This window comes from Armatimonadota bacterium, from assembly GCA_023511795.1.
Taxonomy (GTDB): domain Bacteria; phylum Armatimonadota; class UBA5829; order DTJY01; family DTJY01; genus JAIMAU01.
This window is the reverse complement of sequence record JAIMAU010000003.1, coordinates 169,111-190,823: the sequence shown is the minus strand read 5'-3', so window position 1 is coordinate 190,823 and position 21,713 is coordinate 169,111. Positions and strand designations below refer to the sequence as shown.

Here is a 21,713-nt window from a genome sequence, read left to right as displayed (position 1 = left end):
GTGCTTAATTGAAATAATCTAAAGTCTTACGTCTATTATTGCGCTAACACCAACGCCGCTCACGCGTTTTAGATCCTTCACGACATCCTTTGACTCGACGGGTACAAGCGCTTTGATGCGGAACGTTCGGCCTGAAAAACTTGTTTCAAGCTGAGCGACAGCCTTGACTTTTTCAACGAGGTGTGCCGGTCCACTTACTTGAACAGCGCCTACATATCCTCCTTGGCCAATGCTGATAATAGGCACTACTTTGGTTCTGTCCTCAACACCAACACCTTTATTCAGAGTTAGTTTGTTGATAGTGTTGTTTATTTCATCACTGAACTTGTCAACAAGAATTGCAATTCCAGCTCCTTTTAGGACGTTGCCAAGGTTTGCTCCAAATGCAGCCATTGTTCCGATTAAGGTGCCGAAAAGAAGCAATCCTGCAAGGCCGGTGGCATATAGTCTGCTCTTGGTTTTCATATTCGCTACCTCCGGAAGTTAAATGTGAAATCTACAAATGTATACGACGGATTTATGCGATAGTTACATGAAAAACCCCCGGAGTAGATGCTCCGGGGGTTTTGTTGCTTAATTTAGGCAGCGCCCTTAGAACTTGAGCTGGAACTGGGCAGCAGCCTTGCCACCACGGTAGTCGCTGCCTGCGGTGCCATAAGGAGAAGGCACGCCCTGCTCATACTCGATGATCTGATAGAGCAGCTTCAGGCTTGCATTCGGGTTAATCGAATGCCCAATACCGATGGAGATATATCTTTCCTCGGTATCGCTACCGGTTGCCGGCTCCCAGTTCACTTGCTCCCAACCTAGATCGATTGTATTGGCAGAAGTCAGACCATATTTCAGTCCGGCTCGCCAGTATGTAATCTTGTCTAGGCCAGAAGCGCTAACAACCGCGCCTTGGTTGATGGCGCTGCGGCCAGTGATTGCTACGGCATCGTCGCTTGGCTCGAGGAACTGCCCCTCGGCGGAAAGGCTGATCTTTGAGGTCAGCGTGTAGTTCAGGCTTGCCATCGGGCCTTCGACGTTAGCGAGGTTCACAGCACGACCCAGTCTGGACCAGTAGCCCGGGGCATTGTAGCTCGCTTCGATGGTGGAGAATCCACCAGCTATGGCGAGGTTCCCGGTCTGCCAGCTCAGCTTGGCATTCCAAGCTGTGTTGTCGTCGTCCAGTGCAGGATTGATCGCTGTCAGCGTATCATTGGGGTCGGTCTGTGCCCATTCGGCTGCAAACCCAAGATTGCCAAATGTTAGGTTTACGTCGGCGCCGAATACTTGCTCACGACCAACTGACGGAGCAAGGCCAGCCTGGTAGTATGTCAGACCGAGGTTGTTGCCCTCTGAAATGCCAATGACGGCCCTTGCGCCCCCAAGCTGTGATACCTCGATGTCACCCTGAAGATCAGGAGTGATTAGGTCGGCGACGCTGCTCACAGCCTTGCCAGCAAATGCAGTAAGTGCAACCTTGCCGAGATTGAAGGTCGCGCTTCCACCATCGAGCAAGTAGTTGCCCGAGTCGAGGATGCTGACGTTTGTGTAGCTGTCAGGATCCACGAACTTCATGGTCAACGGCGTAAGCTGGAGTGGGAATCGTCCAACCAATAGCTGGGTGGTGCCGAGAGGCCCGAGCTTCATCGCTCCGTCAAAATATGCATTCCAGAGTGTAAAGTCATCCACAGAGCCAATTGCATAGTTCAGGTAGTCTCCGGCAACTACTAGGGCCTTGACTGCCTGAGCATTGCTCACCCTGCCTGTGATTCCGAGCTGGAAGTCCGGCAGGAATCTTGAATTGGCAAGCGGGTTGTCAGGCGTTGCGGCGCCCTGAACACCTAACGGTCTGCTGTCTCTGTCTACAGCAGCGCCTTCGTTCACGACATCGCCAAGGGCGATCGCATTGGCCTCACCTGTCAGCCTGACGCGGCCTACCTCGGCTTCGAGAGCCGAGACGCGCTCGTTAAGCGCTGCCACGTCTCTGCGAACGGCTTCTACATCCACGCCTAAAGCGGCAAGCTCATCGCGGAACTCGTCAACAAGCTTCTTGAGTGCCGCCAGCTCTTCAGCTCCGACGCCAGGCTTACCCTCAGGTCCCGGAGGTCCGGCAGGTCCGGCAGGTCCCGGAGGTCCCTGAACTCCACCCGCGGCAGTCGCCTTCTCGACGATTGCTGGGATGGCTCTCGCCAATGCCTCAGCAAACTCGTAGCGGGTCATGGCGCGCTTTCCTGCAAATGTGCCGTCAGGGTAGCCCACTATGATTCCCGCATCTACGAGCTGCTGCACAGCGTCGTATGCCCAGTGATCAGGCGGGACATCAGGAAATTCCTGAGCTAATGCTAGGCCTGCTGCACCGAAAATGACGGTAGCAGCAATCAGAATCGCTAGTTTTTTCATTCACATCCTCCTTGAATGTGTTTTTTTGGTTTCCTCGGCTGGAGGATGTTTTTTAATTGACGGGTCTATCGTATCGCCGCAAGAGGTTAGAGAGTATCCATGTTTCCTCTCTGCTCCTTTGGTTTTGTTTCCGTCCATCCTCCGGCCTATCTATCACCACAAGGTCCCTCACAGGCCATTCAAGGTATCCTTTTCACCTCCTTTCAAACCTGTGACCTCATAGTGTGATAGCCTAGCTAACAAGCATACTAGCAAAATTACCAGGTTTTGTCAAGGGCTAACTTATAAGTTTTTTCGAAAAACTTGTATTTGCCTGCAAGATTACCAAAATAAGCTCTTCTATGCCTGTTATTTTCACCAGTTGCCGAATACTTATACGATGGCTTTGCCTCCTTGGTTACAGTGATTTTTTGTTTGGGGATTTTTGCGTAAAGCCTCGATTAAGTATTATCGGCTAGGTAATTTTTACAGATTAGCCCGATTTGTATAATGTCCTTTTTGAGAAACATTCAATCGCATAAACCTAGCGCTTCTTAATAAATGCTGAGTTTCTCTTATTTTGACTACCCATCAAGTATTTTGGCTAAACATTTTAGATTTTTGACGTGGGTTTGGGAGGAGGGGGTGTGTTTTGAAGCTAGTTACCGGTTTATGTAATCCTCTGCGAGGATTACAGCAACATAGTCATCGTATGGGCGGTTTGGTGTAAGCATGCCTCTTGGTATTAGACGCAAGAGACCTTTTGGGGGATTCTCTTTGAAAAAACGCACTCGCGCTCGAAGCGTAGAATTCTCCTCATTAACGAGTTCAATTGGAAGATTTGTTTTGCTTTGAATGTTTTTGAGTAGAGTTGCACTGCCTGTTCCAGAACCTATAATGATGCAAGTGACGCCATACTTTTGCAGAAGAGCGCCTACTTTGCTTGGTATCTCAGTTGTCTGTGCCACCTCTTTGTGAAGAGTGCCTGCTTCGCTCACCACAGCCAAACCACTTTTTTCGTGCCCAGGGTCAATGGAGAGTACTATTCTCATGAAGGCTCACCGATTATGAAATTGAGGGTAACGGGGTCTGCTGACCATATCTGAGTCTTGGCTATTGCCCTTACTTCTACAGGCTTTCCAGTAGATTTGATTTTGTCGACTGTCTCCAATAGTTGCTCACCTGGTATTTCTACGACGGACATCTGACCATCTTCATCATACGTAGGAATAACGCCTTTCCCGATTGCTGCTGAGCGAACTTCGCCCTTGAGAAAGCTAATCAATTGTCCGAGGATTTCGCCACGAGAAGCATTCCCATTGATAATTGTGCTTGCAACTTCGTCCCCAGGTGCGTATATTAGGCGGTTGTAGTTCAGCACAAAGTCTACCAGCGTAGTTTCGCCTTCGATTGCGTTGTCGGCTGAAATTAGTCTTACAACCACCGTGCCAATGCCTTCGGAGATTTCGTCTACCACGGCATCGATGTTCTCAGCCTCGGTTGCGAACCGTCTCTGCCCTGAGTTGCTACTCACAATCTCTTTTGGATATATTTCGACAGCGCGTCCATTTTCGCCCACTTTGGCTCCTAATGTTTCTGCACGTTGGCTAGCCTCGTTAAGCAAGCTTACTAGTTGAGACCGGATGTTTGCTTTTGAATCGGCACAATTAACTACTTTTCTGACAATTTCTTGGTTGGATCTGAATATAACAGTTTTTTGGCGCATGGCTGCATACTGCCTGCCTTTTGCTTCCAAGCTTCCCCAATATGCTTCGGCTCGCTTTGCAAGCTCAGCAACTTCTTTTTTGCGCTTCTCAACCTCGATCAGCCTGGCCGCCAGCTCGGCTTTCGCTTGACGAAGTTGTTCGTTGGAGTGTGCAAGCTCTGCTTTTCTTTGCTCTAGCTCAGCGCGATTGCGGGAAAGGTCTGATTTGAGTGTCTTCAAATCTTTTCTGAGGCTAGCAATTTCTGCCACCAACTTGTCTCGTTGTTTCACTGCGTCTTCTGCTTTTCGCCGTGCCTCAGCTACAAACTCTTGCTGGCGGGTTAGTTCTTTCGTTGCCCGCTCTATGGCTTCCTTTGCTGCGATGTATTCTTTTCGGTAAACTTTATTTTGTCTAATTAGCTTTTCGCCTTGTAGGATAAGAATTCGCGCTTGTTCGCTTGCTATCATCATGAAGCTGATGGTTAGGATGGCAATAATCATGCCAGTGATTGTGGTGGTGACGATGGCTGTATATCTGGGGCGCATTCCGAAAAGGCTGAGCCGACGCTTGCCTAATCGTCTTCCCAGCATATCTCCCCAATACGCTATGAAGCCGCATACTCCTACGAATACGGCGATTGCAACAATTGTTCGCCACGTCATAATTACTCTTATTTGTAGTTTTATAAAGCCTAAATGCTATTTTGCGGCACGCACAATAAGCGCTATGCCGGCAACCACCCCTACTAGCGTGGGAAAGAAGCTAGCTGCGGCGGGTGAGATAGTCCCATTTCGTCCCAAAATGAACATGTAATGGGTAAACACCCAATATGCAAATATGATAACTATTGATAGACCCAAACCCATCGCTGAACTGCTTCGATGGGGCCGCAAGCCAAGTGGCGTTCCAATTAAGGCAAATACCAGGCTTGCAAGAGGTACAGCGATTTTTTGATAAAGTCGGACCCTGTATTCGCTGACGTCCGCTCCCTGTTCCTGGAGCATGCGAATATAGTCCCTAAGCTGCGAGAAACTAAGCTCATCATATTTATGCTGGTAAAGAGCCAGTTGTTCCGGTGTCTTGTCAATCTTGATTTCTCGTGTCTTTGATTCTCGAAAAGGCACTATTACCGTTGTGCCAGAGCCAAGGTTTTGTGAGTATCCGTTTTTTAGAATCCATTCATTATCGCCTTTCCAGATGGCCTCATTGGCGTAGATGAATATTGCTGGCTTGTTATTCCAATATTGGATTATTGCTACGTTGCGTAAGGTGCCTGTTGATGCATTAAATCCTTTCTGGACATAAAAAACCATATTTGTGATTCCGTTATTGGCCGAGATTACCCAAAAAGGTTTGTCGCTGGTAAGCGGTTCGTTTGTCAGTTTGCGCCGGATTGCTTCGTGCTGGGCATTTGAAACGGGGACAACCATTTCATTTAGCACAAAACTTCCTGCAGTTACAAATAAGGACATTGCGATAACTGGTATTGCTATTCGATATAAGCTTATGCCGCCAGCAAAGAGTGCCACGGTCTCGCTGTCGCTCGATAGCCGACCAAAGCCTAGAAGTGCCGCAAGTAGCATTGCCATTGGGAGCGTCATTACCACTAGCGACGGCAGATGAAGCATAACGAGCTGTGCCGCTTTGAGGAGCGGAGCGTGGTATTCGGCAAGAAGCTCAGTTATTTTAAAGAGCTCCTTACCTGCAAACATCAAGCTGGTAAAAGCGGCAACTCCGAAAAAGAACGGCCCAATCAGCTCTAATAGTATATATTTGTCTAACGTTTTCATTATTGAATTTTGTGGAATTGGGAATTTTTTAATGCTGGCAGGGCTAGCGCTTTATTCTTTTTGTTAGTCTTTATTCATTTTAGTCAAATAACGTACCTCTCGCCTAGGTAGTATTGCCTGGCGATCGGATCGTTCGGCAATTCACTTGACGAACCCGATGTCATTATTTTGCCATCGGAAATAATATACGCACGGTCGGTTATGGCAAGCGTCTCTCGGACATTGTGGTCTGTTATGATAATGCCGATGTCTTTCTTTCGTAAATCGGCGATAATGTCTTGGATATCGCCAATTGAAATTGGGTCAACCCCGGTGAAAGGTTCATCTAAGAGGAGGAACTTGGGAGATACTGCTAGTGCTCGAGCAATTTCGACACGCCTCCTCTCTCCCCCTGAAAGCATGTAGCCTTTGTAGTCCTTCACCTGCTCAAGTTTAAGCTCGGAAAGGAGTTCCTTTATACGGGCGGCCCGAGTCTTCTTGGGTATGCCGTGCATTTCGAGCACAAGCTGGATATTTTCTGTGACTGTAAGCTTGCGGAATACCGATGGTTCTTGTGCAAGGTAGCCAATTCCTCGTCGTGCACGCATGTACATCGGGAGGTCTGTAATATCCTTGCCCTCAAGGTAAACTTTGCCTGAAGTAGGTTTGACTAGGCCCACAATCATATAGAATGTCGTGGTTTTGCCGGCACCATTTGGACCCAAAAGGCCGACGATCTCTCCTTGCTGGATGTGCAATGAGACACCGTTAACTACATTTCTTCCCCTGTAAGTTTTTACTAGATTGTCAGTGATAATCTCCAATTTCGGTCTACTTCTTTTCGCTTTGTTTATTTGCCTTTGGAGTAAGGTTCAGCTCCGCCTGTTTGCCAGCGCCCTGCTGAGCTTCAATCTTGCTTGTTTTAAGGAAGACAGTAATGGTTTCCCCGCTGAGCGACGCAGGCTCGGCGAGATCTGGATCGCTAATCTTGACGCGAGCATTGCCGCTTAGGATTATGCGGTCATCACCTGTGGCCTCTGCATTTTGGGCATTGGCATCCACTACTCTTGACATATTGGTTTTTTTGTCGGTTTGCCGTGCATGTATTATAACGTTGCCTGATGCGATTGCTTTGCCAATGGTAAGCTTCCCATCTTTGCCCTTCACCAGCGAAATCTTGATTGTTTTTGCAGTTACCAGTGCGTCCGGCATCTGAAGCTTTGGTTCGCCAGTAGCTAAAACTAGGTCCTTTTCGATGGTTATAACGGCGGCTGAAAGCTTGATATTGCCAATGGCTAAGCTTTCCGCGCCGATTAGTCCTGCATACAATATTAAAATGATAGCTGGGATTACAAGGACTGCCGACTTTCTCATCGTTGTCTCCTTTTAGGAATCTTTCAATGAAAAAATAATGAACAAGCGCCAACTTCTCTTTTTTCTACTCCAGGCTTACCTCAGCGCTCTGGAGAACCAGCTTCGTGAGCCCAGTATCGGCATTGAAAGATTTTGCATAAGCTCGAAGGTTACCGCGATATACTTTTACCTCGCCAATGCCAATAATTTTGCCTTCACGTGCCTTCCAAATGATTTGACTAACGTTTGCCGACGTCTTTGCGATGGCTGAGATAATCTTCACGCCACCAATAGCTCTAACCTCTTTTGTTCGGCTGTCAGCAGCTATGTCAGGGGCAATTAAGGTGCTTGCAATTTTGCCATCTTGATATAAATTAGCCTTGACGCCCAGGAGTTTCACTTGTGTCTCATCTCCCCGAAAGGCTTTTGCCTCCTTGAACTCAGCCTCCCATAGCGTTCGGCCTTGCTCGTCGTTCCAGATAATTTTTGCCCCTTTGAATTGAGCTTCAATTTTCAACTTCGCAGGTCGTTCAGTCGCTGCTGGAGTCTTTCCCCCTTTGGGTTTCTGACGACCGCACCCAAAGCATAGAACTGTCGCTACCAAGGCAACAAGCAAAAGTTGGAAAACTTTCCAGGCTAGATGGCGATTCATTTGGTGTTTTTCCGCGCTACAGCCACGAATAGGGAATCATCACGAGTGTACCATAACAAATGTACCTTTGCAACCAACCACCATTGATAATTGAAGGTTTATAGTGGCAACCGAATAATACTTAATTTGATTGTGAATAAAAATCTTTTTAAAAGGGTGATTTTCTTGACGCCACGAGAACGAGCAGTCGCAGCTTTTGAACTTCATGAGCCGGACGACATTGTTCCGACGTTTGAGCTCCAATTTCAACTTGCTGAGTGGTTGCTAGGAAAGAAGCATATTTCACAAGAGGAGCTCGACATGGCTTCCGGCGCTGAACGAGATAGGCTCCTCCATGAAAATGCAGAGCTTTACTTGGAAGAGGCTGAACGGCTGGATTATTCACTGATTAACGTATCCATGGGACCGAGAAAATTTGAAGATTTAATTGAAACTATAAAGATACTACGCAGGCTTGCTGGCAATAAGTATATGATTACAGCGCATGCCGATGGGACTATGGCAATCCCAAATGGCCAGAATATGATGGATGTGGCTATTAGGCTTGCCGAAAAAGCTGACGAAGTGCATGAGGAGCTTCGGAGGAATGCTGATTCGACAATCGAATATGCAAAGAAGCTTGTTGACGCTGGCGCAGAATGTTTTGCTATGTGCGCAGATTACTGTTTTAACGATGGACCATTTCTTTCGCCACGCATGTTTCGCGAGTTCGTGACCCCTTACCTTGCTTATATCATTGCCGCAATGCGTGAAATGGGCGCGTATACGATAAAGCATACTGATGGCAATATCATGCCGATACTTGACCAACTTGTCGAATGCCGGCCGCATGCAATCCACTCAATTGATCCGCAAGCTGGCGTTGACCTTAAAAAGGTCAAGAATCTCGTTGGCGATAAGGTTGCTCTCTGCGGGAATGTAAGTTGTGCAATTCTCCAGACGGGCACGGTTGAGGATGTGATTCGTGATTCCGAGCGTGCTCTTCGTGATGGAATGCCTGGCGGGGGCTTCTTCTTCTGTACAAGCAACACCCCCTTTGTAGGAATGCCTCTTGAAAATTACCTAGCAATGCTTGATGTAAGAAAGCGGCTTGGAACCTATAGAAAATGCTGTGAGTAGTGGGCCAACAACAATTTGAAACGCTCTTATAGTATACTAAGTAGGTTGACAAAGCTTCATTATTGACCTACTATCGGGTGGATAGAAATTGTTTGTTGGCTAAAGGAGGGCTTTGTGGTTACTGGTCATCTTCATGTCATAGATTGGATTTTCATTGTTGGATATATTGCATTCGCCATTGGACTGGGGCTTTATCATTCGAGAAAAGCCAAAGAATCTATTAAGGAATATTTCGCGTCGGGGCAGGACGCACCGTGGTGGATACTTGGCACATCAATCGTCGCCACTACCTTTGCTGCAGATACCCCACTCGCAGTGAGCGGCCTTGTCGTTCGGCGCGGAATAGCAGGCAATTGGTATTGGTGGAATGGTGCACTGATGGGCATGTTTGCCGTCTTTTTCTTTTCGCGGTTTTGGCGGAGAGCGAATGTCTTGACGGACACAGAGCTTGCCGAGCTTCGCTATAGTGGCAAATCAGCGGCTGTACTCCGCGGTTTCCGTGCTTTATATTTTGGCTTGCCATACAACTGTATAATCATGGGCTGGGTTAATCTAGCGATGGCGAAAATTATTACTGTTACGCTAGGGTTACCCGATACGCCCGAAACAAAGTTCTGGGCAGTAACTTTTTGCTTCTTTTTAACGCTTGTCTATACAGCCCTTGCAGGAATCACAGGCGTCATGCTTACCGATTTCATGCAGTTTATCCTGGCAATGTTTACGTCCGTGCTAATAGCTGTGCTAGCTGTTATACGGATTGGCGGAATGGATGTTGTTCTCCAAAAAATTGGTGAAATATATGGTCATTCACAAGCCAATTCGATGACGTCTATCATACCAACCACAGTTGAAGGTGCGATGATGCCCATTGGTTTCTTCTTAATCTATGTTGGCCTTCAATGGTGGACAAGTGGAAATACCGACGGCGGTGGGTATGCCGCTCAGCGTTTGATTTCTGCAAAGAATGAGAAACATGCAATGCTAGGGTATTTGTGGTATAACATAGCGCATTTCTGCCTTCGCCCTTGGCCATGGATTGTCGTTGGTCTGGTGGCCGCCGTAATGTTCCCATGCCGGCCTGATGCGACAGGCGCTCTAGTACCTGACCCTGAACAAGGCTATATTAAGGTTATGGTGAACGTTCTGCCAGTTGGAATTTTAGGACTAGCATTAGCTGCGTTTTTTGCAGCGTATATGTCAACCGTTGATACCCAGATGAACTGGGGTGCCTCGTATTTGATTAATGATTTCTACAAGCGGTTCATCGCGAGGAATAAACAAGAGAAACATTATGTTTTGGCATCTGTGGTTGCAACTGTGATTATTGCATTGTTTGGCGCTATCGTTACCTTCCTGATGCAGTCAATCGTCAGCGGATGGGAGTTGCTCACTCAAATCGTCGCCGGAATTGGTGTCGTTTATATTCTCCGCTGGTATTGGTGGCGCGTGAATGCTTGGTCTGAACTTTCGGCACTTGCGACATCCTTTGTAACCGCCATCATTCTTAAAATCTTTGCCAGCCCATGGTTCGCCGCAAAATATCTCACGGTCGAGAAGCTGGCTTCTATGCCACAATGGCTTGGCTCAACGCTCAAGTTCCTTCATACGATGGTGTTCCCGACTACCCTACTCGTGCTGGTGCCAGTTTGCACGATTGTCTGGTTGCTTGTTACGTTTCTCACTAAACCAGTTGATGATGCAACTTTAATAGAATTCTATAAACGAGTGCGTCCCCCCGGGCCAGGTTGGAATCGAATCAGGAAGCTCATGGAAAATGATGCACCTTATCCGATTGGGAGTATAAAGAAAAACCTTGTGAGCTACATAATTGGCATAGTGTCAGTGTATAGCGCGTTATTTGGCATCGGCCGGTTGATTCTGGGTCCCTGGAGTGTTGGGCTGGCGCTCCTTGCCGTGTCGGTCATTGGTGGTTTCCTTCTATCGCGCCGGCTTTCCGAAGAAAAGTTTGCTTAGCGATGCCCTTAATTTCTGATTTATTAACCTGATTAGAGGTTTTTATTTAATAGTCTAAGGCGGAACGAATCTCAGTCGAGACCATTGCATCGGTTTCCCGGTATAGCGCAGATTCAAGAGCGTTCTTTGCAGGCAAAGTGCCAATTTTGCCAAGTGCCCAGGCGGCGTGAGCTCGTATCACTGGCTTAGGGTCTGAGAGGGCTTCGATGAGGCTGGGAACTGCCGCTTCGTCACCAATGTTTCCAAGTGCTACTGCTATGTTACGACGGAATCGCGTACGCCCAATCCACCCTACTGTTGTTGGACCAATCTGTCTCTTAAACTCCGCAGGTGAAATGTTCAGCAGAGGAATCAGCTCTGGGTGGGCGCCAAATCCTGAGGATGCTAGATAAGACTCGGAAGTATCTCTTTCCTCGTGCGCCAGAGCGACTGAAGAGGTCTTGGATGAGGACGGCGGCGTTTGGAAATCGACAACATTTACTATTTTTGCATTTTTATTTAATGGGCAAGCGGTTTGGCAAGTATCGCATCCATATATTCTATTACCGAGTTTCTCGCGAAGAGGAAACGGAATAAATCCCTTCATTTGCGTGATATATGAGAGGCAAATTCGCACATCCACTTTAAACGGAGCGCGTATTGCATTTGTAGGACATGCTTTCATACATGCATCACATTCTCCGCAAATATCAAGCAAGCCAGGTTTGTCTGGCATTAGCTCAAGATTTGTGACAAGCTCGCCAAGCACAACCCATGATTTGTATTCTCCAACATAGACGCACGTATTTTTTCCACGCGAGCCAATACCCGCTCGAATTGCGACCGAACGGTCCAGGAGCGGACCCGTATCCACAATTGAGTAAATTTGAACCGAGGTTTGTACTTTGCTTTTTATCACCTTTGCGAGTAATGCTAGTCTTTCTTGCAGAACAAGATGATAGTCGCGTCCTCGGGCGAACCTTGCGATAAACCCGCGAGGTACGTCAGTACGCAGAGACTGGCGTTCGGTTTCGCTAGTTAGATAGGAGAGAGCGACTGAGATAATTGACTGGGCCATTGGGAACGACTCGCGCGGGTGAGTGTATAACCTTATTGTTTCGGGGTTAAAGCTAGTTCCGTTAAGAAATCCTCGTTCAAAGCGCTCGATGAGGGCGTGCTCAGCTTCGTCAAATGGCTCCGCACTGGTGATTCCCACTGCGTGAAAGCCAAGTTCGAGGGCATAAGACTTGATTGCGGAGCTGAGGTGCGCCGGTGAATTGTGCATTTAATCAGACGTCAGTCCTCCAGCGAATAAGGCTCCCCTCCACTCTATATTCTTTGATGGCTAGTTTTTAAACCCGTACGCCAAATGAAAGGGACCCTTTGTGTTTTATCTACACGATTGACTTCACTGCGCGAACAATATCATCTCTACTTGGGACGACTGCATCCTCCAAAGGCTCGCTCATTGGGATTGGCACATCCTTGCCAGCGAGGACGACTGGCGGCGCATCGAGATAGTCAAAGCAGAGAGTGCCATCAGCGAATCTGAATTCACTTACCTGGCGCACAATAGTTTCGCCAACGCCGCATGCTGGATAACCCTCTGATACAGTAATCAACCGACCGGTTTTGCGTACTGAGTTTGCAATTGTCTCTACATCTAGTGGTTTGAGTGTCCGAGGATCAACCACCTCGATGCTTATTCCTTCTTTTTCCAGTTCGCAAGCTGCGTCAAGGGCGAAGTGTAGCATTCGGGAGTATGCCACAACTGTTGCATCCGTTCCCTCTCGCTTAATATCCGCAACTCCAAGCGGAATGATGTAATCTTCCGAAGGCACGGGGCCCATCACGCCGCTGTAGAGTACCTTGTGCTCAATGAAAATAACCGGGTTGTCATCGCGGATGGATGCTTTTAGCAACCCCTTTGCGTCGTAAGGCGTGGATGGCATTACGACATATAGACCAGGAATATGCACAAACCAGGCTTCCAAGCTCTCGGAATGGTGGGCTGCAATACATCGGCCTACTCCTCCTTCGGTGCGAAGTACACACGGCACTTTGGTTTTCCCGCCGAACATATAGCGGTTGTAAGCCATATTGTGCACTATCTGGTCAGAGGCAATCGTAGCGAAGTCAATGTACATTATTTCAGCGATTGGCCGCATTCCACGCATCGCCGCTGCTGCCGCCGCTCCTGCAATTGCCGCTTCTGAGATTGCCGTATCAATAACTCGCTTTGGGCCAAACTCTGCATATAAGCCTCGAGTGGCCGCGTATGCACCGCCATAAAGCCCAACATCTTCGCCCATGATAAAAACGCGTTCGTCCCGCTTCATTTCTTCGCGTTGGGCATCAACGATTGCTTGGCCATATGTTATGATTGGAATGCCGTATTTCTCTTCGAATTGAGCGACAGCCTCTTTGTTCAATTTGGGTAAAGCTGCTTTTGGGACACCGCCAGACTGCTGGCGGGTGAAGGCGCGGATTTCAGCCTCGATAGCCTTTATTTTCTCCGAAAGCGGTTTTTCACGAGCTTTTTCTGCCTCCCACCGCTCGATGTCAAGCGGGACGTAAACGTCGTCATAGAGTTCGCTAACGTCAGGGTAGGGGCTGTTCATAGCGAACTCGGTTGCTTTCTCGATGGTTTCAAATGCCGTATCGCGTATCTTATTTAACTCTTCTTCGGTGAAGCCAGCTTCTTTTTGTAGCCTGATGCGGAAGTTCTCAATTGGGCATTTGCTCTTCCATTCTGCTTCCTCTTCCTTTGTGCGGTAGATGCGCTGGTCTGAGATTGAGTGGCCAAACCAGCGATATGTTTTGGCTTCTATTAGCGTTGGGCCCTCACCTTGGCGCGCACGCTCAACAGCGCGAAGAACAACATCTCGGACTGCCAAGACATCCATGCCATTTACTATGTAACCTGGTATGCCGTAGGCTGAAGCTCGGTCAGCGACATTCTCAATCTTCGATGCCCGTCCCGCATCCTCTACCGATTTTTTATGAAAGGCAACCGACATGCCATAAAGATTGTTTTCACATATATAAACCACCGGCAGCCCACCAAGAAGTGATGCCCCCATGTTTAGCGATTCGTGGAAAGCGCCCGTGTTGCTTGCGCCATCACCAAAGAAGCACAGTACGACGTTTTTTGTTCCCTTTAGTTTTTCTGCAAGCGCTGCACCGGTGCCAATTGGAATATTACCGCCAACTATGCCCGTGGACCCAAGATTTCCCTTCGCGACGTCGGCAATGTGCATGGAACCCCCACGGCCCTTGCAGTATCCCGCGGCTTTGCCCATAAGCTCAGCCATCATTTTATTCCAATGCTCTTGGCGTTCGGCTTCTGTGTGTGCATGTTTCACGCCAATGGCGCCACAGTGGCCATGGCCGCGGTGAGTGCTGGCAATGACATCGTTTTCTGTAATTGCGGAAATTGCACCTACTGCCACGGCTTCCTCGCCAGCGTATAAGTGCGAGGCCCCTTTGATGATTCCCATCTTGAGCAATTCGGCGACTTTCTCTTCGAAAAATCGTATCTCATACATCTGCCGAAGGAAATCGGCAAGCTGTTCACGAGGCAGTCCAAGATTTGTTTCTATAACCGGGGTTTCTTTTTCAGTCTTTGCCATCGTAGAGCTCCTTTTTATTTCAGAAGACACTAATAAACTGTTTCATATATTCCCACCTATAAGCTTTCTTGGCAGGCCAAACTTATTTTAAACTCTACGCCCGTGTTCGTCAACACAACCACGAATCCACTGACTTAATTACCTTTTCGATGGCTCTGTAGAATGTTTTTTTGGAAATTAGGGCAAACTATGTCATTAATGCTTTGTTTTAAATACTTTGGTGTGAAAACTACTGGGCTAAGACGTTAAATAACTGGTAAAATTACCTGTTTTTAAAAATATCAGAAAAATCACCTTGACAACCTTGGCAATTGGGTTTATACTGCACATGTTGGTATCGGTAGAAAACTTACCGACCAACATAGTTTCCGGGGAGCGGTGACCCACAGCCGCTGCAAAATAATATGGCATGTGGCGAGCCCCTAGGAAGCAAAATAATTTTGCAGTGTAAGGGACAGGAGAAAAAGAGGCTGATGGTTTCCCAGCATACCTCTTGATTACCTCTATTCTCCTTCAAAACCATTTTCTGGTTTGAAGAAAATCTTTGTTCGTACAGCCGGCGATTCCGATTCCTAGCCCGGGGCACCGGAGGGTTTGATGCCCTTCGAAAAGGAGGTGAGCAAGAGCGTGTATAAATTTTTCCGCTTCGTGGTTGTGATTGCGCTTCTTGCCTTCGTCACCAGCTCAGGTGCACTTGCTGTTACTTTCCCGACAGTCCAGTATTTGGGTTTTAACCCGAACACGTGGACGTATACCTACAAAGTAACCCAATGGAACGTGCCTGATTCGATCTACTCTTTTGACCATTTTGAGGTTAGAGCTTATACTCCCTTAAACTTTGCCTATTCAATGTCAGGGATAATTGTTGATGGTGAAAGCTGGGGGTGGAGTAACCGGCTAACTTATTGGAATCCTGGCTCTGGGGATGTTTCTCTTTACATTTGGTATTCTGGAATGGGCGACCCAGTTCCGCCAGGTCAATATCTTGATGCTCCACTTGTTGGTTACTTTTACCTCACCGTACCAAACACTCGACCTGTCCCGGGAATTATTGGAACTATGGGCGGTGGTTTGCTGGAAAGCCGCAATGAAACAAGCCTAATGGTTCCTGGCATGATACCCGAGCCGTCAAGTTTGGCAATATTAGCGGGTATGTTTGTGGGGGGCATACCCGTTATCATCATGCGCGGGCGTAGAAAATAAACAGGCCCTTTGCAATTTTAAAATACTTCTAAGGGGCTGAGGAGGTGAGTTGGAGTATGAAAATGGTCCTTCGGCTAGCTGCAATGCTCGCACTTGCAGGAATTTGCTTCGGGGGTGCTTGGGCTCAGGAATTTGTTCCACCCAGCTGTGAGTTTGTAAGCTTTGACCCGCAAACTTACGAGTATGTCTACAAGGTCACATGCTATGAAAACCAAACGATACCATTCGGCCAGCTGATAGTCCGTGCGGAGGTGCCAAACACAGGCATTTACAAGCCATGGGTTGGTTCTGGGCCTGTGAACCATCCGGAGGTTACTTGGAATTTCTGGATTCAAACGCGACAGTGGGTGCCGAGAAAAGACAATGCAATTTGGACGGCGAATAGCTTGGAGGATGTCATTCCAGACCACACTGCTTGGGAGGGCTACTTCCACTTAATAGTTCCCAATAGCTACCTTACCGAGGGAATTGCAGTGACGATGGACGGAATGGCCCCCGGCACGGAATGGACTGTATACGTGCCCGGCCCAGCTATGTTGATTCCGGAGCCGAGCTCGATGCTGGCGTTGTTTGGTCTCACTGGCGGGTTGCTCCCAATCCTTAGAAGGAGAAAATAGAAAAACCAGTAACACGAGTTTTTAATTCGTGAATCAGTTGGTCTTGGTAAGGAAGAAAGCGATTTGAGACGTCTGTCCTTCGTGCTGGCGGGCGATTTTAAAAGGCAGAAGGACAGACGTTTTTGCGCTTTAGGGAGAAACAAACTTGTGTGAGTGCGACATTTGAGAAGTGTTTTAAGCAGATGCCCTTGTGTTTTTCAATTACTTTAACACAAAAATGTTTCCGCGAGTTGACCAGCAATGTTTAGAAATAGGCCGCTTATTGGTGTACTGCTTGCAGCTTTGGCGAGTATTTGTTTGCCCAGCATTTGCATTGGCGGTGGGGGACCAAAAAACGTTCTTCTCGTCGTAAATGACAATAGCCCCATCTCACAGTCGATAGCCGCATATTATCAGCAGAGACGCGGTATCCCTGCAAAGAATGTTTGTCACATTCGGTGCTCAACATCCGAATATACTAGCAAGTCGGATTGTGAGAACAATATCGTTGCGCCTATACGCGACTACATAAACAACACTCCAGGGTTACACGACCGCATTGATTACATTGTTCTAACCAAAGGAATTCCTCTTGGGGCTCATTACGATGATGTTGCCTTCAGCGGCCCGCTCTCGGTTAACAGCATCCTGACTTGTGTTGGAGAACCAAGTATTAAGGACGTGATACAAAACCCTTATGGTCCAACTGCTAATCCGCCAGCTCCTGTTCAGTACTTCACTCACAAACTTGATTTCAATGGTAAGCATTTCTACGCCGTAACCCGTCTTGATGCTCGTACGGAGGCTGATATTCGCCGAATGATTGATGACTCTTTAGCAGCCCAGCCTAATAACGGCCTCTTCATTCTGGACGGTGCGAGTAGTGGATATGCTCAATACATGCTTGTTAACGATCGCATCCGGGCAGCAAACCATGCTTTGTTTAGTGCTGGATGGCAGACCTACTATGATGACGTGACTTTTGATTCAAGAATGAATGAGTTTGTCGGCGGCCAGCAGGGTGTAATGGGTTACTTTGGTTGGGGAAGCGCAGAGGCGAGTTTTAGCTATTCCTTATATACTTCGAATTATTTTGCGCCTGGGTCCATTGCTGACACAGTAGTTTCTAGCAGTGGAAGGACATTTACCGACCCGTGGACACCGGGTACTCAATCGCTAATAGTTGATTTAATTGCCCAAGGAGCATCAGCCGTTAATGGTTTTGTCTCCGAGCCGTTCGTTACTGTAGCGACATATCCCACAATTTTGTTCGATAGATACCTTCAGGGCTATAATGTGGCGGAGAGCTTTTTAGCGGCAACACCTTGTATTTATTGGAAATCTGTGGTGTCTGGTGACCCGCTTATGGCGCCTTACGCAACTCCGCCAAGTGTGAGCATAACTAGCCCCAACCCTGAAAAAGTGGCGCATGGTTTGGTCGCAATTGCTGTCGAAGCAAGTGATGCCTCTGGCATTGCCAAAGTTGAATTCTATATAGATGACAATCTAGTTGCCACCCAAACATCTCCACCTTACCAGTATATGTGGGATACTACTGCGGTTGCTGATGGCACACATGTCATCGAGGCAATAGCTTACGAGAATTCAAGCGTATATACACAAGGCATGGCAAAGCTGAATGTTCAAGTGGTTAATACTGTCTTAGATGTCCCCACTATTGGGGACATCTCTTCGCTTCAGGAGGGCAGGTTAGTCCGACTTAGCAACAAGCCTGTTATCGCAGGGAGCGATGCTTTCACTGACTGCATATGGATATGTGAAAGCGACCGTTCTGCTGGAATACAGGTCAATGGTAATTGTGAAGCACTTACAGGCTCGCTAGCAACCCTAACAGGCGAAGTTCAGGTCGTTGGTGGTCAGAAACTTATACATGCGTATGTTTTCGAAAGTCGTGGGAGCAACAATGCTCCGCCTCCATTGGGGACGCCCAACTTGTACGTTGGAAATCGCGGTAGTGGGATGGGTTCATTATATGAAGATTTATTGCAAGGACTCTCAAACGCGGGTCTTCTAGTCAAGACTTGGGGCAAGGTGACTCAAGTTGGAACTGAGTGGTTCAATATATCAGATGGGACTTTGCCTAAATTACCCAGCGAGTTGACCGTTTCGCTTTCCAATCTGAGGAACCCGATTCCTGAACCGCCTGTTGGTAGCTATGTTACAGTAACAGGTGTTTGCACGCTTGCTTTGGAAGCCGGGCAGCTAAAACCTCAGATTCGCCCGAGATTCGCAAGTGATATTGTTTGTGATATACCTTTGGAGGTCTACACATCGCCAAAAGGCACTGTCATACCAGGGGCCAATCTGATTTCCATTCCGGCAATTTCTGCGACATCTAAGCCTGAGCAGGTATTTGCAGGAATACCAATAGACGGGTTGCTAGCACACTGGGATAATTTTACCAAATCATTCGTTATTTATGATAGTTATCAGTCGTATACCTTTCCCGTAATTCGATTGGGTTTGGGTTTGTGCCTTTTATCGTCGCAGAATCATACCATTGTATTTGAAGGTTTGGGGAATTATGAGCCAAGAGCAGATTTTTGGATTGGTTTGCCGAATACCGGTTACCATATGATTGGGCATCCATTTAACTATATTGTTGATGTGAACAGCTGTTTAGTTTCTAACGGCAAAAGCGTTATTTCAGTTGAGACGGCAGCAGACTATGGTTGGATTGAACCATGCCTTTATTTCTGGGACAACGTCCACTCAGAGTATGGAGCAGTAGATATTGGCTTTGGCAATATTTGCATACTTGAGCCCTGGCGTGGCTATTGGATTAAGACCTATCATCCCAATCTTGCGTTAATAATCCCATTTGAGCCAAGTTAAGCGATATTCTTATTTTATGCGTGCGATGCCGCAAGTTTCTTTAGTGCAATAATAAGAGCTTGCGTACCTTTTTCGCCCATGCCTGCGGCTTCGACTGCTCGGAATAGTTGATGAACGAGGCTTGTTCCTGGTAGAGGTAGCTTCATCTCCTCGGCTGCTCCAAGTGCGAGCCGGAGGTCTTTTTGCTGGAGAATGACTTTGAATCCAGGTTCGTAGTCTTCCGCAAGCATTTTTGGGGCAAGGTTGGATAACATCCAACTGTTCGCTGCTCCAGCTGAAACAACCGATAGAAGCTTTTCCATGTTTAGCCCAGCTTTCTCACCCAGCATGAGACCTTCGCATACCGCTAGGATGTTCAGTGCGCAGATAATCTGGTTGCAGAGCTTCGTCATCTGCCCAGTTCCGCTTTCTCCCATGTATGTTATGTTTTTTCCAAGAGCCTGAAAAATGGGGAGGCACTTGTCGAATGCCGCTTTGTCGCCGCCGACCATTATTGAAAGGCTGGCGGCAATTGCGCCAGGCTCTCCTCCGCTAACTGGAGCATCGAGGAAATAGATTCCCTTCTCAGCAGCTTCCTTGGCAATTTCTTTGGCAACTGCTGGGGAGATTGTGCTCATATCAATTATCACCGATTCAGGCCGCGCACCTTCTAATACACCCGAGGGACCAGTTACGACCAACTTTACATCAGGAGAATCGGGGAGCATGGTGATAACGACTCCCGAGCGACGGGCGACCTCTGCTGGTGAACCTGCGGGTACTGCTCCTTCTGCTGCAAGCTCATCCATAATTGGCTTTCGCCGCCCATATATGTTAACCCTAAATCCACTTTTCAGCAGATTTCGCACCATGGGCCGCCCCATGGTTCCGAGGCCAATGAAACCTACGTCCATTTTTTTCACCTACCGAAGCTTTTCTGCGCAGAACTTGCAGAAGATTTTTCCATCAATAATAGTCTTGCATTCATTACATACAGGCAGGTGGCAAAAAGAACAATGTCCAACGGCTGGCTCATCGGTGTGCCTAGCACAAGCTTGCCCTTGGTCTAGCTCTTCCTCTTCCTTCATTACGTGTTTAAGGGCTTCCCTGGCTTTCTCGTAGTTCGGGTCTAGCTCAAGTGCCTTTTCGAATTCCTCGCGTGCCTTTTCGGGAAGGCCGTCGGCGTCGTATGCGAGCCCAAGGTTGTAGTGGACGCTGGGGATATCCGGGCGAATTTGTATTGTCTTGTTGAATGCTCCTATGGCTCTGTTGAAAAGCTTCTTCTGTGCGTAAGCAATTCCTAGATAGTTGAACGCTCTGTAATCGCTCGGATCCATTTCACAAGCTAGCTCGAGTTGACCGATTGCTTCATCTATTTTTCCAGCTTTCAGAAGCTCCAGACCCTGCTTCAGTTGGTTTTGGTCGGACACGGTGAATCCCTCCGCTCATGATGGCATCCTGCCTGAACTTTCTCTTGCTAACTCAACTCTACTGCGTTTGCGTCCATATGTCAATCGTTTATTAACTTTCGTACCGAAAGTATCGCTCCGATTGCAAAGAGACCAATGAGAATTTCAGTCCAGAAGAGACCCAGGTGTCTTGATGCAAATATGGCAAAAAAGTTGATTCCAGCATGGATGCCTATTGCAAGAACCAGCCAGGACCTGTCTTGCCTTGAAAAAGCCTGCAGAACTACCAGCGAGAGAGCAACATGAACGGGAAGTGTCGCAATGCGCTCGAAAGCGCCTGCCATGGGAAGCCATCCGGTTTTAGCAAATTCAATAACGTCAAGGGTCTGAGCGTTGAGATGAACAGCTGAAATGTCTAATCTTTCATAGGCGGAAAGCATCCGTAATACCGAAAGCATCTGAAGGGCGACGAGTGATGTTTCGAACCCACCGTGTCCTAGCCCGTACATTACCGCATTCTGAGGATTGCGCTCGCCACGAAAAAGAAATAAAAAGCCAATATATCGCGCTACCTCTTCGAAAAAGCCTGCGGTGAGTGCAAGAGATGCCAACCAAAGAATTGTGGCAGACTCATGTTGTTCACCGGTGGCCCTTCTAATTATTTCAAGCGTGGGGAGGCGTAAGACTTGGGAGATAATGAACGTTAGAATCCCATAGGCGAGGTATTTCAATGGGGCATGAAGTTTCCGGTGCATCCAGAGAGCCGATGTGATTGGGACCCCAATAACAATACAGATTGCTAGCCCATAGTAAAAATAGGTATAAGAGCTCATGTGGAGAATATCCATGTAGCCAGCGTTTACTGGCACGTCAGCTATGAGCATTATATCATTAGGGCTACTCAAGCATCAATTTTGTAAACTCCTGTGATTAATCGAGCATGAGAAGTGGCTTTCTTGGTTGCTTATGCACGCCTAACGTTTGACACCGAATCAGTGCAGTGTTAAATTTTACAATTGAGCCCAAATAAAGTTGAAGTGAAAAAGAGCTGAATGCTTGGAATTGCGCATCTTAATCTTCTTACCGCCCTATTCCTGAAGTACTTAGCAACGGAAGAGG

18 protein-coding genes are annotated in these 21,713 nt (G+C 47.6%); 5 read left to right on the top strand and 13 right to left on the bottom strand.

The features are described 5' to 3' along the window. Positions 1-18: 18 nt before the first annotated feature. The 8 genes from K6T99_05145 to K6T99_05110 all read right to left on the bottom strand — a co-directional run bounded on the left by K6T99_05145 (position 19) and on the right by K6T99_05110 (position 7,847). Positions 19-465 carry a hypothetical protein gene (locus tag K6T99_05145; protein MCL6519195.1) on the bottom strand — a complete coding sequence of 149 codons (447 nt, stop codon included), beginning with the start codon at positions 463-465 and terminating at the stop codon, positions 19-21. A gap of 126 nt (positions 466-591) precedes the next feature. Continuing rightward, positions 592-2,388, bottom strand: coding sequence for an S-layer homology domain-containing protein (locus tag K6T99_05140; protein ID MCL6519194.1), 1,797 nt, complete (start codon positions 2,386-2,388; stop codon positions 592-594). Between the two features lie 641 nt (positions 2,389-3,029). Next, complete coding sequence (locus K6T99_05135) at positions 3,030-3,419, bottom strand: hypothetical protein (protein MCL6519193.1); 390 nt, start codon at positions 3,417-3,419, stop codon at positions 3,030-3,032. Further along, positions 3,416-4,735 carry a DUF3084 domain-containing protein gene (locus K6T99_05130; GenBank protein ID MCL6519192.1) on the bottom strand — a complete coding sequence of 440 codons (1,320 nt, stop codon included), beginning with the start codon at positions 4,733-4,735 and terminating at the stop codon, positions 3,416-3,418. Before K6T99_05130 ends, K6T99_05135 begins: the two co-directional genes overlap by 4 nt. A 36-nt stretch (positions 4,736-4,771) precedes the next feature. Then, positions 4,772-5,863, bottom strand: coding sequence for an LptF/LptG family permease (locus K6T99_05125; protein ID MCL6519191.1), 1,092 nt, complete (start codon positions 5,861-5,863; stop codon positions 4,772-4,774). Positions 5,864-5,946: 83 nt separating this feature from the next. Next, positions 5,947-6,666: an LPS export ABC transporter ATP-binding protein gene (gene lptB, locus K6T99_05120; GenBank protein ID MCL6519190.1), complete on the bottom strand. Its 720-nt coding sequence runs from the start codon at positions 6,664-6,666 to the stop codon at positions 5,947-5,949. 7 nt (positions 6,667-6,673) lie between these two features. Further along, on the bottom strand, positions 6,674-7,216 hold the full coding sequence (locus tag K6T99_05115) for a hypothetical protein (GenBank protein MCL6519189.1): 543 nt from the start codon (positions 7,214-7,216) through the stop codon (positions 6,674-6,676). A gap of 64 nt (positions 7,217-7,280) precedes the next feature. Beyond that, positions 7,281-7,847, bottom strand: a complete 567-nt coding sequence (locus K6T99_05110; GenBank protein MCL6519188.1) for a hypothetical protein — start codon at positions 7,845-7,847, stop codon at positions 7,281-7,283. A gap of 156 nt (positions 7,848-8,003) precedes the next feature. Here K6T99_05110 and K6T99_05105 point away from each other — a divergent pair, with 156 nt between their 5' ends. Both K6T99_05105 and K6T99_05100 read left to right on the top strand, forming a co-directional pair. Continuing rightward, positions 8,004-8,966 (top strand): uroporphyrinogen decarboxylase family protein, encoded by a 963-nt coding sequence (locus tag K6T99_05105; GenBank protein ID MCL6519187.1) that lies wholly within the window; start codon positions 8,004-8,006, stop codon positions 8,964-8,966. 114 nt (positions 8,967-9,080) lie between these two features. Next, entirely contained in the window at positions 9,081-10,940 is a 1,860-nt protein-coding gene (locus tag K6T99_05100; protein ID MCL6519186.1) for a Na+:solute symporter, read from the top strand. A gap of 46 nt (positions 10,941-10,986) precedes the next feature. Here the strand turns inward: K6T99_05100 and queG are convergent, their stop codons facing one another. Both queG and K6T99_05090 read right to left on the bottom strand, forming a co-directional pair. Beyond that, complete coding sequence (queG, locus tag K6T99_05095) at positions 10,987-12,204, bottom strand: tRNA epoxyqueuosine(34) reductase QueG (protein ID MCL6519185.1); 1,218 nt, start codon at positions 12,202-12,204, stop codon at positions 10,987-10,989. A 109-nt stretch (positions 12,205-12,313) separates the two neighbouring features. Then, a complete protein-coding gene (locus K6T99_05090; GenBank protein ID MCL6519184.1) occupies positions 12,314-13,540 on the bottom strand; it encodes an alpha-ketoacid dehydrogenase subunit beta in 1,227 nt (408 codons plus the stop codon). 1,608 nt (positions 13,541-15,148) lie between these two features. On the opposite strand from K6T99_05090, the gene K6T99_05085 reads away from it, so the two are divergent. The 3 genes from K6T99_05085 to K6T99_05075 all read left to right on the top strand — a co-directional run bounded on the left by K6T99_05085 (position 15,149) and on the right by K6T99_05075 (position 19,206). Further along, positions 15,149-15,754 (top strand): hypothetical protein, encoded by a 606-nt coding sequence (locus K6T99_05085; GenBank protein MCL6519183.1) that lies wholly within the window; start codon positions 15,149-15,151, stop codon positions 15,752-15,754. Between the two features lie 56 nt (positions 15,755-15,810). Then, positions 15,811-16,371, top strand: coding sequence for a PEP-CTERM sorting domain-containing protein (locus tag K6T99_05080; GenBank protein ID MCL6519182.1), 561 nt, complete (start codon positions 15,811-15,813; stop codon positions 16,369-16,371). A 240-nt stretch (positions 16,372-16,611) separates the two neighbouring features. Beyond that, complete coding sequence (locus tag K6T99_05075) at positions 16,612-19,206, top strand: TIGR03790 family protein (GenBank protein MCL6519181.1); 2,595 nt, start codon at positions 16,612-16,614, stop codon at positions 19,204-19,206. A 14-nt stretch (positions 19,207-19,220) separates the two neighbouring features. Here K6T99_05075 and K6T99_05070 read toward each other — a convergent pair whose 3' ends face one another. The 3 genes from K6T99_05070 to K6T99_05060 all read right to left on the bottom strand — a co-directional run bounded on the left by K6T99_05070 (position 19,221) and on the right by K6T99_05060 (position 21,478). After that, positions 19,221-20,099 (bottom strand): NAD(P)-dependent oxidoreductase, encoded by an 879-nt coding sequence (locus K6T99_05070; GenBank protein MCL6519180.1) that lies wholly within the window; start codon positions 20,097-20,099, stop codon positions 19,221-19,223. A 9-nt stretch (positions 20,100-20,108) separates the two neighbouring features. Then, positions 20,109-20,615, bottom strand: coding sequence for a tetratricopeptide repeat protein (locus tag K6T99_05065; protein MCL6519179.1), 507 nt, complete (start codon positions 20,613-20,615; stop codon positions 20,109-20,111). Between the two features lie 80 nt (positions 20,616-20,695). Continuing rightward, positions 20,696-21,478 carry a YhfC family intramembrane metalloprotease gene (locus tag K6T99_05060; GenBank protein MCL6519178.1) on the bottom strand — a complete coding sequence of 261 codons (783 nt, stop codon included), beginning with the start codon at positions 21,476-21,478 and terminating at the stop codon, positions 20,696-20,698. Positions 21,479-21,713: the final 235 nt, after the last annotated feature.

Bases quoted from the DNA above. Each gene is read 5' to 3' on its own strand.
- K6T99_05115 (MCL6519189.1), bottom strand. From the start codon at position 7,216: ATGAGAAAGTCGGCAGTCCTTGTAATCCCAGCTATCATTTTAATATTG.
- K6T99_05075 (MCL6519181.1), top strand. From the start codon at position 16,612: ATGTTTAGAAATAGGCCGCTTATTGGTGTACTGCTTGCAGCTTTGGCG.
- K6T99_05090 (MCL6519184.1), bottom strand. From the start codon at position 13,540: ATGAACAGCCCCTACCCTGACGTTAGCGAACTCTATGACGACGTTTAC.
- K6T99_05140 (MCL6519194.1), bottom strand. From the start codon at position 2,388: ATGAAAAAACTAGCGATTCTGATTGCTGCTACCGTCATTTTCGGTGCA.
- K6T99_05130 (MCL6519192.1), bottom strand. From the start codon at position 4,735: ATGACGTGGCGAACAATTGTTGCAATCGCCGTATTCGTAGGAGTATGC.
- queG (MCL6519185.1), bottom strand. From the start codon at position 12,204: ATGCACAATTCACCGGCGCACCTCAGCTCCGCAATCAAGTCTTATGCC.
- K6T99_05135 (MCL6519193.1), bottom strand. From the start codon at position 3,419: ATGAGAATAGTACTCTCCATTGACCCTGGGCACGAAAAAAGTGGTTTG.
- K6T99_05110 (MCL6519188.1), bottom strand. From the start codon at position 7,847: ATGAATCGCCATCTAGCCTGGAAAGTTTTCCAACTTTTGCTTGTTGCC.
- K6T99_05145 (MCL6519195.1), bottom strand. From the start codon at position 465: ATGAAAACCAAGAGCAGACTATATGCCACCGGCCTTGCAGGATTGCTT.
- K6T99_05070 (MCL6519180.1), bottom strand. From the start codon at position 20,099: ATGGACGTAGGTTTCATTGGCCTCGGAACCATGGGGCGGCCCATGGTG.
- K6T99_05060 (MCL6519178.1), bottom strand. From the start codon at position 21,478: ATGCTCATAGCTGACGTGCCAGTAAACGCTGGCTACATGGATATTCTC.
- K6T99_05125 (MCL6519191.1), bottom strand. From the start codon at position 5,863: ATGAAAACGTTAGACAAATATATACTATTAGAGCTGATTGGGCCGTTC.
- K6T99_05080 (MCL6519182.1), top strand. From the start codon at position 15,811: ATGAAAATGGTCCTTCGGCTAGCTGCAATGCTCGCACTTGCAGGAATT.
- K6T99_05085 (MCL6519183.1), top strand. From the start codon at position 15,149: ATGCCCTTCGAAAAGGAGGTGAGCAAGAGCGTGTATAAATTTTTCCGC.